Consider the following 14,442-nt stretch of genomic DNA (forward strand, 5'->3'; position numbering starts at 1 on the left):
CTGAATCACCACAGAAGAAGACATTCGACATGCTCAGAAAAGTTACCGTACCCGGCACGCTCTATGTGGTTGCGACACCGCTGGGAAACCTGGCGGATATCAGTGAGCGTGCGGTTGCAACTCTCGCGGAGGTGGATCTTATCGCCGCGGAGGACACCCGTCACAGCGCCAGACTGCTGGATGTGCTGGCTATTCCCACGCCGTTAATCTCCTTTCACGATTACAGCACTAAGGAGCGACTTCAATCCCTGCTGCAAAAGTTGCAACTGGATCAATCGCTGGCGCTGGTGTCGGATGCCGGCACTCCGTGCATATCAGATCCCGGCTACGAGCTGGTGCGGTTAGCGCGGCAGCAGGGCGTTGATGTGGTCCCGATTCCGGGTCCCAGCGCGGTAGTGGCGGCGCTTTCTGTGTCCGGTCTGCCCAGCGACCGGTTTGTCTTTGAGGGGTTTCTGCCCGCCAGAGGGCACTCTCGGAGGGTGCGTCTCACCGACCTCGTGGAAGAGGAGCGCACACTTATATTCTATGAGTCCCCACACCGCATTGTGGATTGTCTGGAAGATCTGTTGGAAGTGATGGGGCCTGAGCGTGAGCTGTACCTGGGGCGGGAATTGACCAAAAAGTTTGAAACATCCCGGTTAGCGAATGTGGCAGAGATTCTGCGCTGGGTGCGAGACGAGCCCCAGCAGAAAAAGGGTGAGTTCGTCCTGGTGCTGGCAGGTAAGCCCAGGGCTGCAATGAAAGAGGCGCAACTGCTTGAAGGTCTCAGGGTACTGAATTTGCTGGCCGGCGAACTGTCTTTGAAAAGTGCCGCCCGGCTAGCAGCCGGAATCACCGGGGCGCCCAGAAATGCGCTGTACAAGGCAGCATTGGAGAATAATGCTGCCGACACTCAGGATCCACCTTGAAGCCGGCCCGGTAATTTGCTTGAGGGCGGCGCCCAACTGCAATAGACTGTGCGCGAGTCAGCCGGGCAGTTGCTGCCTGTTACCTTGCAAAAGGTAATGGGGAGAGGAAAGTCCGGGCTCCATAGAGCAGGATGCCAGGTAACCCCTGGGGGATGTGAATCCACGGCAAGTGCAACAGAAAATAAACCGCCGGCTACCTCGAAAGAGGTGCAGGTAAGGGTGAAATGGTGCGGTAAGAGCGCACCGCGCGACTGGTAACAGGACGTGGCAAGGTAAACCCCATCCGGAGCAAGGCCAAATAGGAATCCTACGGTGTGGCTCGCACTGGGTTCGGGTAGGCTGCTAGAAGCTCGTGGTGACACGAGTTGTAGATGAATAACTGTCCTCGACAAAACCCGGCTTACAGGCTGGCTCAATTTATTTTTCCCCTGCTGTCTGATAACTCGTTCTTGGGTGAGTTATCGGTCACAGCAAGAGTATTCAGGTAGAGATGGCAGGGTCGTTAATCGGCTACTGCTGCCAGGCCCATTGGACATAGCACGCCGGTAACGCTTCGTCAGGTGTTGCGCGTGTAATGGGCGAAGTTCTCCATTCCCCCTCAAGACTGCCCCTATACGCCCGTTATTCTATGATCAGGCGATCGTCTCTCCCGATTAGTCATCAGGGCAACCCTAGATTATCGTCCGCACCCGCCAAACTCTTTAATTATTTCCCAATTAGTACTTGCACTCGGTCAGACCTGAACCTATAGTGTCGAAAAGTGGGGAATAGTGGGAGAATCTGCACGCCAGTGGGACTCTGGTGGGTGGAAAGAGAAGACACCCCGCGCCAGAACAATAGTCAGCAAGACGGGGAAAGCTGTGTTTCGTGGTGTCAACACCATAAATCTCGATGCGAAGGGCCGCATGGCAATGCCCGCCAAGTATCGGGATAAATTACAGAGCCATTGTGCCGGTCATCTGGTGGCGACCATTGATACCTGCGCCCGTTGTCTGTTGCTCTACCCGGTCCACGAATGGGAAGAGATTCAGCGCAAAGTCGAAGCGCTTCCAAGCTTCAATGCCACCGCCCGCAGAGTTCAACGCCTGCTTATCGGTCACGCCACCGATCTGGAGCTGGATAACAGCGGCCGTATTCTTCTGCCCCAGACGCTGCGCGAGTACGCGGGGCTGGACAAGCACGTGGCATTGATTGGGCAAGGCAAAAAGCTTGAGCTATGGGATCTGGATCTCTGGACCACGCAGCGGGAAGAGTGGTTGTCAGAGTCTGAAGCCGAGGGGGGCGAAATTCCCGAAGAATTGCAGTCCCTTTCGTTGTAACTTTTTGAGAAGCGCCATGGGAAATGAATTTGCTCATCGAAGCGTATTGCTGGAACCGGCAGTAGAGGCCCTGTTGGTGGATCAGTCGGGGTGTTATCTGGATTGCACCTTTGGTCGGGGAGGACATTCGCGAATGATTCTGGACCGGCTCGGGCAGGAGGGGCGTCTATTCGGCCTCGATCGGGACCCGGCGGCGGTAGTCGCCGGTGACGAACTGGCCCGTCAGGATCCGAGGTTCCTCATGGTGCGGCAGAGTTTTGCCAACCTGGGCGCGATGGCCGCCAACCATCAGCTGACGGGCAGGGTGAGCGGAATTCTGCTTGATCTCGGCGTCTCTTCTCCCCAGTTGGACGATGCCAGCCGGGGCTTCAGTTTTCAGCAGGACGGGCCACTGGATATGCGTATGGACCCGGATACCGGGCAAAGCGCGGCGCAGTGGCTGAACACGGCGAGAGAGAGTGAGATTGCCTCTGTCCTCAAGGAGTACGGGGAGGAACGATTTGCCCGTCGCATAGCAAGAGCGCTTGTTGCAGCAAGGGCCGAAGAGCCGATTACCAGAACCGGGCGATTGGCGGAAATAGTGAAGCTCGCCAACCCGGCCTGGGAACGGGACAAGCACCCCGCAACCCGTGCGTTCCAGGGTATTCGGATATTTATAAACCAGGAGCTCGAAGCACTGCGGCAGGCGCTGAATGATGCGCTGCAGGTCTTGTGCATCGGGGGTCGCCTGGTGGTCATCAGCTTTCATTCGTTGGAAGATAAAATAGTTAAGAAATTCATATCCTTGCAGACAAAGGGAGATAGCTTTCCAAGAGATCTGCCGGTGATGCACAGCCAATTGCATCCGACGCTCCGGACAATAGGTAAACCGGTGCGTCCCAGTGAACAGGAAATTGCCTCAAATCCCCGTTCGCGAAGCGCGATTATGCGAGTTGCTGAGCGAATTGCCTGAGTCGATAGAGAAACAACGGAAATGACAGTCGCCCGGAGACAACAAAGAGCATCGACCCGTTCTGCCACGGCGCCAGATTCCGTGTTGGCCTGGTTAGGGCTGAACCGGGTTGCCTCCCTGCACCTGTTGACCCTTCTCTCACTGGTGCTGGTTTCGGGCTTATCCGTCGTTTATCTCACTCACAGGGACCGAGTGCTGTTTAACGAGCTACAAAAACTGCGGGATGAGGCCAACGAGCTGGATGTGCAATGGGGGCAGTTGCTGATTGAGCAGAGCACTCTGGGAGTCGGGGGACGGGTTGAACAGCGCGCCACCGAAGTGCTGGAAATGCGGGTTCCGGAAATTGAAAAAATAGTGATGGTGATAAATGAGCAAGCAGGAAAATAAGCACGCCGTCGGTGCCTGGCGGCTGTACCTGGTGTATTTCTGTCTGGCCCTGTGTGTCGGTCTGATCGGCTGGAAAGTCGGCAACCTGCATATTGTTGAACGGGATTTTCTACAGGGGCAAGGGGATGCCAGGACTATCCGCACCGAACCGATAATAGCGCATCGGGGTATTATCAGAGACCGCAATGGTGAGCCACTGGCGGTCAGTTCTCCGGTTAAGTCAATCTGGTTGAATCCCAGGCAGATCAATGGAGATTCGGTCTCCATACGGCGCCTTGCCGAACAATTGGACCTTAATCCTGATGTGCTGGCGAACAATATAGCCGCTAACGGGGAAAGGGAATTTCTGTATGTCAAACGACGCCTGCCACCGGCTGATGCCAATCGCGTGTTGGAACTTGGAATTTCTGGTGTCTACGCGCAGCAGGAATATCAGCGTTACTACCCCCAGGGCGAAGTCACTGCACATCTGGTTGGGTTTACCAATGTGGACGATGAGGGGCAGGAAGGGCTGGAGCTCGCCTACGACAACTGGCTGAGTGGCAAACCGGGCAGTCGGCGCGTCATGAAAGACCGGCGTGGCAATATCATTGAAGAGTTAATGATCCTGGAAACCGCTGAACCGGGGAACAATCTGCGCCTGAGTATTGATGCCAGAATTCAAAACCTGGCCTATCGGGAACTCAAGGAGGAATTCGTTAAACGTCGGGCCAAATCCGCCACCGCCGTGGTTCTCGATGTGGCAAGTGGCGAAGTGCTGGCGATGGTTAATCAACCCTCCTATAACCCGAATAACAAGGCCGGTATCAGGGATTTCAGCGTAGTGCGGAATCGGGCTGTCACCGACGTTTTTGAACCGGGTTCAACGGTCAAGGCTTTTACCATTGCGGCGGCACTTGAGAGCGGTCTTTACCAGCCTGCCACCGAGATAGAGACTCGGGGCTGGATGATGGTCAGTGGGTACGAAGTCCGGGACAGTCTTAACTACGGTGTGTTGAGCCTGGAAAAAATTATAACCAAGTCCAGCAACGTAGGATCAGCCAAGATAGCGCTGCAACTTGGCCCGGAAACCCTGCGGGACATGTTTGCCCGGGTAGGCTTCGGTGAGGTCACCGGGAGTGGTTTTCCAGGTGAAAGCGGGGGCAGCCTGCCAGCCATAAGAACCGGCTGGAGTCGAATAGAAACGGCAACCCTGTCATTTGGCTATGGTCTTAACTCTTCCGCGCTGCAACTTGCCCAGTCCTACTCGGTACTGGCCGATCAAGGCATCAAGAAGCCGTTATCCCTTCTCCACATCAGTGAAGAGGAGGTTGCGGCATTACCTCGTGAACAGGTGCTCAAGGCTGGTATCAGCCGCCAGGTTATTGACATGCTGGAAACAGTAGTCGACCCGAAAAAAGGGGGCACCGCCGCTGACGCGCGGGTGCCTTTCTACTCCGTGGCAGGTAAGACCGGAACGGCGAGAGTTGTTGGCGAGTTCGGGTATGAAGAGAATATTCATAACTCGCTTTTTGTCGGAATGGTGCCGTCAGCCAACCCCAGGATCGTTGTGGTGGTTGTGGTTAATGAGCCCAAGGGTGACGAGCATTATGGTGGTCAGGTAGCTGCCCCGGTATTTTCCCGTATCGCAGCCGGGGCCATGCGTCTGCTGAATGTTCCGCCAGACAGGATGGGCGATCCAGGAGGTTCAGGGGAAACCTGACGCGGTGTTATGAATACGGCAGAAAAAGTAATGAACAGTGTATCGCTCGGGCAACTGATTGAAGGCCTGATAGAAATGCCGGCGCCACTGCCGGTTGGATTTGACGTGCGGGTGACCGGCGTAAAAATGGACAGCCGGCTGTTGCAGCCAGGTGACCTGTTCATAGCCTGTTTCGGTCAGAATCACGATGCCAGGGAGTACATTGATCATGCGCTGGAGCTGGGTGCTGTGGCGGTGCTGGCCGAGTCAGGCGGCAAGTGGCAGGGTATTCAATGGCTGGACAATGTGCCAGTCATCCCAATTGATAATCTGACCACCAGGATCAGCGAGATCGCCGGGAAGTTTTACGGTAATCCCAGCGAACGTTTGAAGGTTATAGGTGTTACTGGAACAAATGGTAAGACAAGTTGCTGCCAGTTTATTGCCCGGGCGCTGGAAGCCAGCGGCATCTCCTGTGGAGTGATAGGCACCCTGGGGTATGGTACAGTGAATGAGCTACGGGAGACCTCTCATACCACGCCCGACGGCGTATTCACTCAGTTTGCGCTGTCGGAGTTGCAGCGAAACGGGGCGGATGCCGTGGCAATGGAGGTTTCTTCCGTCGGCCTGCACCAGCACCGCGTTCAGGCGGTCAGCTTCGACACGGCAATCTTCACCAACCTTTCGCGCGATCATCTCGATTATCACAAAAGCATGGAAGTCTATGCCGTCAACAAGCGGAAGCTGTTTTCCTTCCCCGGGTTGAAAGCGGCAGTGATCAATCTTGACGACAGTTATGGCCTGTACATGATGGATGCTGTGTCCAGAGATGTGCAGGTTTATACCTACAGCCTCTGCAATCACACCGCGACAGTTCATGCCAGGAGCATTGTGCTCAACCGGCATGGGTTCGAGGCGGAAATTGTCACGCCACATGGTGAGGGCAGGATCAGTTGTCCACTTTTCGGCAACTTCAATATCAGCAACGTCCTGGCGGTAGTTACAACCCTGATGAGCCACTTCGAGCGGCTGGGGGCTGTCGACCTGGAAAGACTGTTTGCCGCGGTGTCCGGCCTGAAGCCGGTCCATGGACGTATGGAAATAATCGGCAGTAGCGATGAGTTGACCTGTATTGTCGATTACGCACATACGCCGGAAGGGCTGAAAAGTGCCCTGTTAGCGATCAGGGACCACTTTGACGGTGAGGTTTGGTGTGTATTCGGTTGTGGTGGAAACCGAGATCGGGGCAAGCGCCCCATGATGGGGGAGATTGCCAGGGCCTATGCCAGCAGATTGATAATCACCGACGACAACCCGCGAAACGAACGTGGCGAGGACATTGTTCGGCATATCATGTCCGGCATCGACGGGGCAACCGGTGTCGAGGTGATACGCGACAGAGCCCAGGCAATCGATCAGGCGATCGCCTCAGCCAGCCCTGGGGATATTGTGCTTATCGCAGGCAAGGGGCATGAAAACTACCAGGATATAGGCGGAAAAAGAACCGTGTTCAGTGACGCCAGTCAGGTACGGCTGGCTTTACGGCGACGCTCAGCAGGGCGTTGAGACAAGGCGAGGCGAAATTGATCGGGGCGATGTTTTTAAGTGAGATTACCGGTGCGCTGGGTGGCAATTTGCTGGGCGGCGACGGGCAGTTTACTTCGGTCTCAATCGACACCCGGCGTCTGCGGGCTGGTGACTTGTACGTAGCCATCAAAGGCGCGAACTTTGACGGCAACGATTTCGTGGCAGACGCCGAGCGGAACGGGGCCTGTGGGGCCATCGTCAGTCACTCGGTGCCGGTGGAGCTGCCGCAACTGGTGGTGAAGGATACCACGCTTGCGCTTGGCCAGCTCGCGGCACTTAACCGGCAGGCTTCCGTCGCAAGAGTGGCAGGTATCACCGGCAGCCAGGGTAAGACAACGGTAAAGGAAATGGCCGGCGCCATCCTGTCGGTTGCCGGTGAGACGCTGGTGACACAAGGCAATCTCAACAACGCGATCGGGGTACCGCTGACCCTGCTGCAGCTCAATACCGAACACCGCTTCGGAGTCATCGAAATGGGTGCAAACCACGGCGGAGAAATTGCCTACAGCGTAAACCTGGTAAAGCCGGATGTCGCCATTATTACCAATGCGGCGCGAGCCCATATCGAAGGGTTTGGCAGTTTAGAAGGCGTATGCAAAGGCAAGGGAGAGATCATCGAGGGCCTCGGTCCGGACGGTACTATGGTGCTTAATTATGACGACAGATTCTTTGCGACCTGGAAGGAGCGAGCCGGAGACCGACGGGTTGTGAGCTTTTCCTGCGAGAATTCCAAGGCTGATTATTTCGCCAGCAGAATTGAAACCGATGCTTCGGGTCGGACCTGCTTTCTGCTCCAGGGTCGAGGAGTGCAGGTCCCGGTGAGGCTGGCTCTTCTGGGGCGGCACAATGTGGGAAACGCCGTGGCAGCAGCTGCGCTGGCAATTGAAACCGGTGCGAACCTGGAACAGGTCAGGGCGGGTCTGGAAAGCATCAGGCCGGTCAAGGGGCGGCTGCATGTTGTCGATAACGTTTTCGGTGGCCGGCTTATCGACGATAGCTATAACGCCAGTCCAGAGTCGTTTAAGGCGGCGATTGATGTGCTGGCCGAGCTCGAGGGACACCGGATTCTGTTAATGGGAGATATGGCTGAGCTTGGCAGCTCCACGCTGGACGCGCACCGGGAAATTGGTGTTTACGCCCGCGACGCGGGGGTGAATGAGCTCTGGGCAGTCGGCCAGGCAAGCGGTACCAGTGCGACAATTTTTGGCCAGGGTGGCCGGCAGTTTGAAGACAAGAAGCAGATTGTCGAGCACTGTAAGGCCAGCCTGAGACCTGGTGTGACCTTGTTGATCAAAGGCTCCAGAAGGGCGGGCCTGGACGAGATTGTCCGGGCACTGGGTGACAGTCACGGTGTTTGAAAATAACTTAGGGGCCCAATAATGCTCGTCTGGTTATCTGACTATTTAATGCAGATCGACAGCAATTTCGCTGTACTGCAGTACATCACCGTGAGGACGATTTTCAGTGTCCTTACGGCTCTCGGTGTCTCTCTGCTGATTGGTCCGTTCATGATTCGACGTCTCAACTATCACCAGATAGGTCAGGTAGTGAGAGACGATGGACCGGAAACCCATTTCAGCAAGGCTGGCACTCCGACTATGGGCGGTGCACTGATCCTCGTCAGTATTGGACTCAGCACGTTGATCTGGGGTGACCTGCAGAACCATTACGTCTGGATTGTACTGTTGGTCACGCTGGCCTTTGGCGCCATCGGGTGGGTGGACGATTACCGCAAGGTCTTCAGGAAAGATCCCAGAGGGCTGTCGGCCAGATGGAAATATTTCTGGCAGTCTGTCATCGGAGTGACTGCAGCATACTGGCTCTACAGCTCCGCTCCGGGGCCCGCGGAACTCACCTATATAATTCCGTTTTTCAAGGATGTAGCCCTGGACTTCGGCGTTGTTTACATTCTGATCAGTTACTTTGTGATCGTCGGCAGCAGCAACGCTGTCAATCTGACAGATGGCCTGGACGGGCTGGCAATTCTTCCGACCGTGATGGTGGGGGGCGCCCTGGGTGCGATCGCCTACTTGAGTGGCAACGTGGTTTTTTCCGAATACCTGAACATTCCCTACATAGTCGGCGCCGGTGAGGTGGTGATTTTTTCCGGCGCGCTGCTGGGTGCCGGTCTCGGATTCCTCTGGTTCAACACGTATCCAGCCCAGGTGTTTATGGGAGACGTGGGAGCTCTGGCCCTGGGCGCGGCCCTGGGTGCGCTGGCGATCGTGTCACGTCACGAGATTGTTCTGTTCATCATGGGGGGGGTCTTCGTGATGGAAACGGTTTCAGTAATTCTCCAGGTGGCCTCGTTCAAGCTTACGGGCAAGCGGATATTTCGAATGGCACCCTTGCATCACCACTTTGAGTTGAAGGGATGGCCGGAGCCCCGCGTTATCGTGCGCTTCTGGATTATTACCGTAATGCTGGTGCTGTTTGGGTTAGCAACGCTGAAGTTGCGATAGGGACGGTTTGAAACAAGTTGGCGAACAAATCGAGCGACGAGAAAATTTCGGTGATTGTCGGATCAGGAAAAACCGGGCTGTCCTGTGCGAGATTTCTACAGGACCGGGGACTGCCTTTTATGGTAGTGGACAGCCGGATTGATCCGCCCGGAATGCAGCAGCTGGTGGAGGAATTTCCGGAAGTCCAGCTTGAGCTGGGTGGCTTTCGCTCTTCGACTTTTAACAACGCCAGGCAGCTGATTGTCAGTCCGGGCGTCAGCCTGCGTGAAACGGCCATAGTCGAGGCAAGGAGCCGGGGTGTGCTGGTCACCGGTGACATCGATCTGTTCAGCCAGTATGCGACTGCACCCGTAGTGGCAGTGACCGGTTCGAACGGGAAAAGTACAGTGGTTTCCCTGGTGGCCGAAATTTTATCAGCAGCAGGTCAGAAGGTGGGGTTGGGCGGAAATCTTGATGGCGCCAATGCCAGGCCGGCCCTGGAATTACTGCTCAGGAAGCAGACCAGGTGGGACGTCTTTGTGCTGGAGCTTTCCAGTTTCCAGCTGGAAACTACCAGTGATCTTCGTGCTGAAGTCGCAGTGATTTTGAATCTGAGTGAAGACCACATGGACCGTTACGATGATATTGACGGGTATTGGCAGGCCAAGCAGCGGATCTTCAGGGGCGCCAGGAAGATAGTGGTTAACCGGGATAATCCTTTCAGTGAACCTCCGGACCCCGGCAGCGCGCAAATCCTGAGGTTCGGCGTGGGTGAGGCCGTCGACGGTGAGTTTGGTCTCTCCGAGTTGAATGGGACTCAGCACCTGTGCTTCGGTGACACCGCAGTGACGCGGGTGGATGAGCTGAAAGTGGCGGGCCGGCACAACGTCGCCAATGTGCTGGCGGCAATGACTATCTGCCATGCACTGGGTGTGGACCTGAAAACTATCGGCGCGGCGGTGAGGGAGTTTCGTGGTCTGCCAAATCGCTGCCAATGGGTAACCAGGGTCGACGACGTGAACTATTACAACGATTCAAAAGGTACCAATGTTGGAGCCACCGTTGCCGCTATAGACGGTGTGGGGCAGGCCATTAGCGGGCGCGTCGTGCTCATTGCCGGCGGGGTTGGTAAAAGCGCCGATTTCACTCCCCTGCGGCCGGTTGTTGAACGATATGTCAGGCTGGTGATAGTGATCGGGGCCGCGGCCAGGGAGCTTGCCGAGACCCTGAAGGCGCAGACTGGAATTCAGTTTGCCGGTGACATGGACGAGGCGGTCAGGCTGGCCAGGAAGGAGTCTCTACCCGGTGACGCAGTCCTGCTCTCGCCAGCCTGCGCCAGCTTCGATATGTTCAGGGACTTTAATCATCGTGGACAGGTGTTCACGGAAGCCGTAAGGAGTTTGCAATGACAGCTCGTTCTGTCGGTGTCCGGCCGGGATCAGGCCTGCTGCAGGGTAATGGCGCTGCGCTGCCGATCAATGGGTTGTTGCTGGTTTCCCTGTTGCTGCTGGTCGTGGGTCTGATGATGATGACCTCGGCGTCGATAGAGATATCCAGTGGCCAGTATTCAGATCCACTGCACTACTTCAAGCGCCAGGTCATCTTTGCTGCTGTCGGGTTGCTGGTCATGCTGGTAACCGTCAATATTCCGACCCGGAGCTGGTACTCCGCAAGCAAACTGCTGTTGTTGCTTGCTTACATACTGCTGGTGCTGGTGTTGATTCCAGGTATCGGGAAAGTGGTTAATGGCAGTGCCCGCTGGATTCCCCTGGGATTGTTTAATCTGCAGCCATCTGAGCCGGGGAAGCTATTCCTGGTGTTGTATCTGGCTGCCTTTCTGGAGCGTCATCAGGAAGAGGTTCGTGACCGCTGGTCAGGTTTTTTCAAGCCCTTGCTGGTGATCGGGCCCGCGGTTGTTTTACTGCAGAGGGAACCCGATCATGGCGCAATAGTCATCCTGTTGGCTGCCACCTTCAGCATGCTGTTCCTTGCCGGCGCCAGGTTGCACAGGTTCCTGCTGGTAGTGGCTGCCTGTGTCTCCGCGGTCGTTGTGCTGGCGATTAAGTACCCGTATGTAATCGAGCGATTTACCTCCTTTATGAATCCCTGGGCCGATGAATACGTTTACGGAAGTGGCTATCAGTTGACACAGGCGCTTATCGCTTTCGGGCGGGGCGAATGGTTTGGCGTGGGGCTTGGCAACAGTATTCAGAAGCTTTATTTCCTCCCCGAGGCACACACGGACTTCGTTCTCGCTATCCTGGCCGAAGAGTTAGGGCTGCTTGGCGTTTCAGTGGTGCTGGCGCTGCTGACACTGCTGGTCTACTGCGGACTGTCGATTGGCAGGGCAGCCGAGCGTAAAGGGCTCAGGTTTCAGGCGTATTCCGCCTACGGAATTTCCGTCGTTTTTGCCAGCCAGATACTCATCAATGTAGGCGTCAATACAGGCCTGTTGCCTACCAAGGGGCTGACTCTACCGTTTATTTCCTACGGTGGTGCCAGTCTGATTATCAGCTGCATGATGGTGGCGATAATGATTCGAATTCAATATGAGACTGACCGTGTTCCGGCACCTCGCAGAAAGTAGGTGCATCGGCTAATGGGGCGCAAGGATGTGACGGTGTTGATCATGGCCGGTGGCACTGGAGGGCATATTTTCCCTGCCTTGTCGATTGCCGAAAAATTACAGGCTCGTGGTGCACACGTCGAATGGCTCGGTTCCGATGCGGGAATGGAGAAGGAAATTCTGGGTAGAACAGCTATTCCCCTGCATCTCATATCGGCCAGAGGCCTGCGGGGCAAGGGGTGGCTGAGTCTGTTGCTGGCGCCAATGATGATTTTTCGGGCCACTGCTCAGGCGTCGCGAATAATCGGTGCGGTAAATCCGGATTGTGTGCTGGGGATGGGAGGATTCGTAACCGGACCAGGGGGGGTGGCGGCCAGGTTGCGGCGGCGAACGCTTCTGATACACGAGCAGAATGCCGTGCCTGGGTTGACTAACAAGTTGCTGGCGCCATTGGCGCACCAGGTCCTGGAGGCTTTTCCGGACACTTTTCCCGCTTCGGCCAGGGCAGAGTTGGTTGGTAACCCGGTACGGCAGACTGTTGCTGCTGTCGGTCGGGGACGACAACCGAGCGGAGCCGGAACCTTGCGGGTACTGGTGCTCGGCGGCAGTCAGGGGGCGCAGGCCATAAACAAGGTGATACCAGCGCTACTGGCTAACTGGAAAGAAGGGAAAAGGCCGGAAATCCTGCACCAGGCGGGAAGAGCCAAGTTGGAAGAAACCGAACTTGGTTACAGGAATCATAACGTGAGTACAGGAGAGCAGATCAGGGTGGTGGATTTTATCGATGATATGGCGGCGGCTTACCAATGGGCCGATCTCGTCATCTGCCGCTCCGGTGCGAGCACCGTGGCAGAAATTGCCGCTGCCGGACTGCCCGCAATCTTGATTCCTTACCCTCATCACAAGGACAGGCAGCAGCTCAAAAATGCCCGTTGGCTCGCAGACGAGGGTGCTGCGTTAGTCATGGAACAGGCAGTTCTGACAGCTGAGGGTCTGACGACAGTAGTCGTCAATCTCGATCATGACAGGGCGCGACTCAAGGCCATGTCCGGTGCAGCAATACGCCTCGCGATCACGGATGCAGACGAGCGCATTGCTGACCGATGCCTGGAGGCTGCCGATGTTTGATGCCAAGCGCATGTACCAGATTCCCGAGATGCGGAGAATCAACACCATTCACTTTGTCGGGATAGGTGGTGCCGGGATGTGTGGAATAGCCGAAGTATTATTGAATCAAGGTTATAAAATAACCGGGTCAGACATCAGGCCATCCAGAAACACTTTCCGTCTGGAGGGGTTGGGGGCGCAGATATTTATCGGGCACAAGGCTGAAAATGTCGATCAGGCCGATGTGGTTGTCTTCTCCAGTGCTGTCACTGCTGAGAACCCTGAGTTAATGGTTGCCAGAGAGTTGGGCAAGCCAACAATCGCGAGAGCCGAAATGCTCTCCGAGTTGATGCGGTATCGGCATGGAATAGCCATTGCCGGGACTCATGGCAAGACCACGACAACCAGCCTGCTGGCCGCGATTTTCGCGGCTGAGAAACTGGACCCGACTTACGTTATCGGCGGCCTGCTGAACAGTTCAGGGACCAATGCCAGGTTGGGTGAAAGTCGGTATCTGGTGGCTGAGGCTGATGAGAGTGATGCATCGTTTCTGCATCTTCAGCCGATGGTGGCAGTTGTCACCAATATTGATGAAGATCATATGTCAACTTACGAAGGGGATTTTGACAAGCTGAAAAACTACTTTGTCGATTTTCTACACAATCTCCCCTTTTACGGATTGGCGGTGTTGTGCATCGACGATCCAGTGGTGGCGGAGATTCTGCCCAGGGTTTCGCGTCCCATACTCACATATGGATTTGCCGAGCAGGCGGATTTTCGCTTGACGGAGTTACGGCAGAATCGACAGGTGACGCAGTTCAGGGTGGAGAGGCCTGACGGGCTGGCTCCACTCGAGCTGACCCTCAATATGCCCGGACGTCACTATGCCCTGAATGCGACTGCAGCCATCGTGGTGGCGAGCGACGAAGGCGTTTCTGATGCGGCGATCGTGCAGGGAATTAACGATTTTTCCGGCGTGGGGCGTCGCTTCGAAATGCTGGGGGATTTTCCGCTGACCACGGGTGGCACTGTGATGCTGGTTGATGACTACGGGCATCATCCCCGGGAAGTGCAGGCAACTATCGCCGCCATAAGGGCCGGATGGCCAGGCCAGCGGCTGGTGATGATCTACCAGCCCCATCGGTACAGCCGCACGAAAGATCTTTATGAGGATTTTGTCGAAGTACTTTCCGATGTGGACGTCCTGCTCATGCTTGAAGTATACGGGGCTGGTGAAGCCAAGATTGCCGGAGCAGATTCCAAGAGCCTGTGTCGCAGTATTCGGCTGCGCGGCCAGGTAGACCCGGTGTATGTCCAGAGACAGGAAGAATTACCGAACCTGCTGGCTACACTTTTGCGTGATGGGGACATAGTCGTTACCCAGGGAGCAGGCAGCGTTGGGGCTCTGGCGAAACAGTTGGAAGAGGAAGGGTTCGACGTTAAGAGTGTCGGGTAAAGAGCAAAGAGCAAAGGGAAAAGGGCCGATATGCCCAT

Annotated in this window: 12 protein-coding genes and 1 other RNA gene; all 13 read left to right on the forward strand. The window is 55.9% G+C overall.

Annotation, left to right across the window (positions count from 1 at the left end):
• Nucleotides 1–29: 29 nt before the first annotated feature.
• A complete protein-coding gene (gene rsmI / locus R3F50_13795; protein MEZ5491375.1) occupies nucleotides 30–908 on the forward strand; it encodes a 16S rRNA (cytidine(1402)-2'-O)-methyltransferase in 879 nt (292 codons plus the stop codon).
• Nucleotides 909–961: 53 nt separating this feature from the next.
• Nucleotides 962–1,327, forward strand: an RNA gene (gene rnpB, locus R3F50_13800) — RNase P RNA component class A.
• Nucleotides 1,328–1,768: 441 nt separating this feature from the next.
• Nucleotides 1,769–2,227 (forward strand): division/cell wall cluster transcriptional repressor MraZ, encoded by a 459-nt coding sequence (gene mraZ, locus R3F50_13805; GenBank protein MEZ5491376.1) that lies wholly within the window; start codon nucleotides 1,769–1,771, stop codon nucleotides 2,225–2,227.
• Between the two features lie 16 nt (nucleotides 2,228–2,243).
• Nucleotides 2,244–3,179, forward strand: a complete 936-nt coding sequence (gene rsmH / locus R3F50_13810; GenBank protein MEZ5491377.1) for a 16S rRNA (cytosine(1402)-N(4))-methyltransferase RsmH — start codon at nucleotides 2,244–2,246, stop codon at nucleotides 3,177–3,179.
• A gap of 21 nt (nucleotides 3,180–3,200) precedes the next feature.
• Nucleotides 3,201–3,566 (forward strand): cell division protein FtsL, encoded by a 366-nt coding sequence (gene ftsL, locus R3F50_13815; GenBank protein ID MEZ5491378.1) that lies wholly within the window; start codon nucleotides 3,201–3,203, stop codon nucleotides 3,564–3,566.
• Nucleotides 3,547–5,268, forward strand: coding sequence for a penicillin-binding protein 2 (locus R3F50_13820; GenBank protein MEZ5491379.1), 1,722 nt, complete (start codon nucleotides 3,547–3,549; stop codon nucleotides 5,266–5,268). Before ftsL ends, R3F50_13820 begins: the two co-directional genes overlap by 20 nt.
• A 30-nt stretch (nucleotides 5,269–5,298) precedes the next feature.
• On the forward strand, nucleotides 5,299–6,813 hold the full coding sequence (locus tag R3F50_13825; GenBank protein ID MEZ5491380.1) for a UDP-N-acetylmuramoyl-L-alanyl-D-glutamate--2,6-diaminopimelate ligase: 1,515 nt from the start codon (nucleotides 5,299–5,301) through the stop codon (nucleotides 6,811–6,813).
• Between the two features lie 29 nt (nucleotides 6,814–6,842).
• Nucleotides 6,843–8,192: a UDP-N-acetylmuramoyl-tripeptide--D-alanyl-D-alanine ligase gene (gene murF / locus R3F50_13830; protein ID MEZ5491381.1), complete on the forward strand. Its 1,350-nt coding sequence runs from the start codon at nucleotides 6,843–6,845 to the stop codon at nucleotides 8,190–8,192.
• 21 nt (nucleotides 8,193–8,213) lie between these two features.
• On the forward strand, nucleotides 8,214–9,296 hold the full coding sequence (gene mraY / locus R3F50_13835; protein ID MEZ5491382.1) for a phospho-N-acetylmuramoyl-pentapeptide-transferase: 1,083 nt from the start codon (nucleotides 8,214–8,216) through the stop codon (nucleotides 9,294–9,296).
• A gap of 17 nt (nucleotides 9,297–9,313) precedes the next feature.
• Nucleotides 9,314–10,684 (forward strand): UDP-N-acetylmuramoyl-L-alanine--D-glutamate ligase, encoded by a 1,371-nt coding sequence (gene murD, locus R3F50_13840; GenBank protein ID MEZ5491383.1) that lies wholly within the window; start codon nucleotides 9,314–9,316, stop codon nucleotides 10,682–10,684.
• Nucleotides 10,681–11,862, forward strand: a complete 1,182-nt coding sequence (gene ftsW / locus R3F50_13845) for a putative lipid II flippase FtsW (GenBank protein ID MEZ5491384.1) — start codon at nucleotides 10,681–10,683, stop codon at nucleotides 11,860–11,862. Before murD ends, ftsW begins: the two co-directional genes overlap by 4 nt.
• Before the next feature lie 12 nt (nucleotides 11,863–11,874).
• The gene (murG, locus tag R3F50_13850; protein ID MEZ5491385.1) at nucleotides 11,875–12,969 is read left to right on the forward strand and encodes an undecaprenyldiphospho-muramoylpentapeptide beta-N-acetylglucosaminyltransferase; all 1,095 of its coding nucleotides are present in this window, start codon (nucleotides 11,875–11,877) and stop codon (nucleotides 12,967–12,969) included.
• The gene (murC, locus tag R3F50_13855; GenBank protein ID MEZ5491386.1) at nucleotides 12,962–14,404 is read left to right on the forward strand and encodes a UDP-N-acetylmuramate--L-alanine ligase; all 1,443 of its coding nucleotides are present in this window, start codon (nucleotides 12,962–12,964) and stop codon (nucleotides 14,402–14,404) included. Before murG ends, murC begins: the two co-directional genes overlap by 8 nt.
• Nucleotides 14,405–14,442: the final 38 nt, after the last annotated feature.

The sequence above is a fragment of the Gammaproteobacteria bacterium genome (genome assembly GCA_041395725.1).
Taxonomy (GTDB): domain Bacteria; phylum Pseudomonadota; class Gammaproteobacteria; order Pseudomonadales; family Pseudohongiellaceae; genus NORP240.

What these genes read in the sequence shown, in the direction of transcription:
- R3F50_13825 (MEZ5491380.1), top strand. Translation starts at nt 5,299, where the DNA reads ATGAACAGTGTATCGCTCGGGCAACTGATTGAAGGCCTGATAGAAATG.
- murF (MEZ5491381.1), top strand. Translation starts at nt 6,843, where the DNA reads ATGTTTTTAAGTGAGATTACCGGTGCGCTGGGTGGCAATTTGCTGGGC.
- mraY (MEZ5491382.1), top strand. Translation starts at nt 8,214, where the DNA reads ATGCTCGTCTGGTTATCTGACTATTTAATGCAGATCGACAGCAATTTC.
- murC (MEZ5491386.1), top strand. Translation starts at nt 12,962, where the DNA reads ATGTTTGATGCCAAGCGCATGTACCAGATTCCCGAGATGCGGAGAATC.
- rsmH (MEZ5491377.1), top strand. Translation starts at nt 2,244, where the DNA reads ATGGGAAATGAATTTGCTCATCGAAGCGTATTGCTGGAACCGGCAGTA.
- rsmI (MEZ5491375.1), top strand. Translation starts at nt 30, where the DNA reads ATGCTCAGAAAAGTTACCGTACCCGGCACGCTCTATGTGGTTGCGACA.
- ftsL (MEZ5491378.1), top strand. Translation starts at nt 3,201, where the DNA reads ATGACAGTCGCCCGGAGACAACAAAGAGCATCGACCCGTTCTGCCACG.
- ftsW (MEZ5491384.1), top strand. Translation starts at nt 10,681, where the DNA reads ATGACAGCTCGTTCTGTCGGTGTCCGGCCGGGATCAGGCCTGCTGCAG.
- murG (MEZ5491385.1), top strand. Translation starts at nt 11,875, where the DNA reads ATGGGGCGCAAGGATGTGACGGTGTTGATCATGGCCGGTGGCACTGGA.
- R3F50_13820 (MEZ5491379.1), top strand. Translation starts at nt 3,547, where the DNA reads ATGAGCAAGCAGGAAAATAAGCACGCCGTCGGTGCCTGGCGGCTGTAC.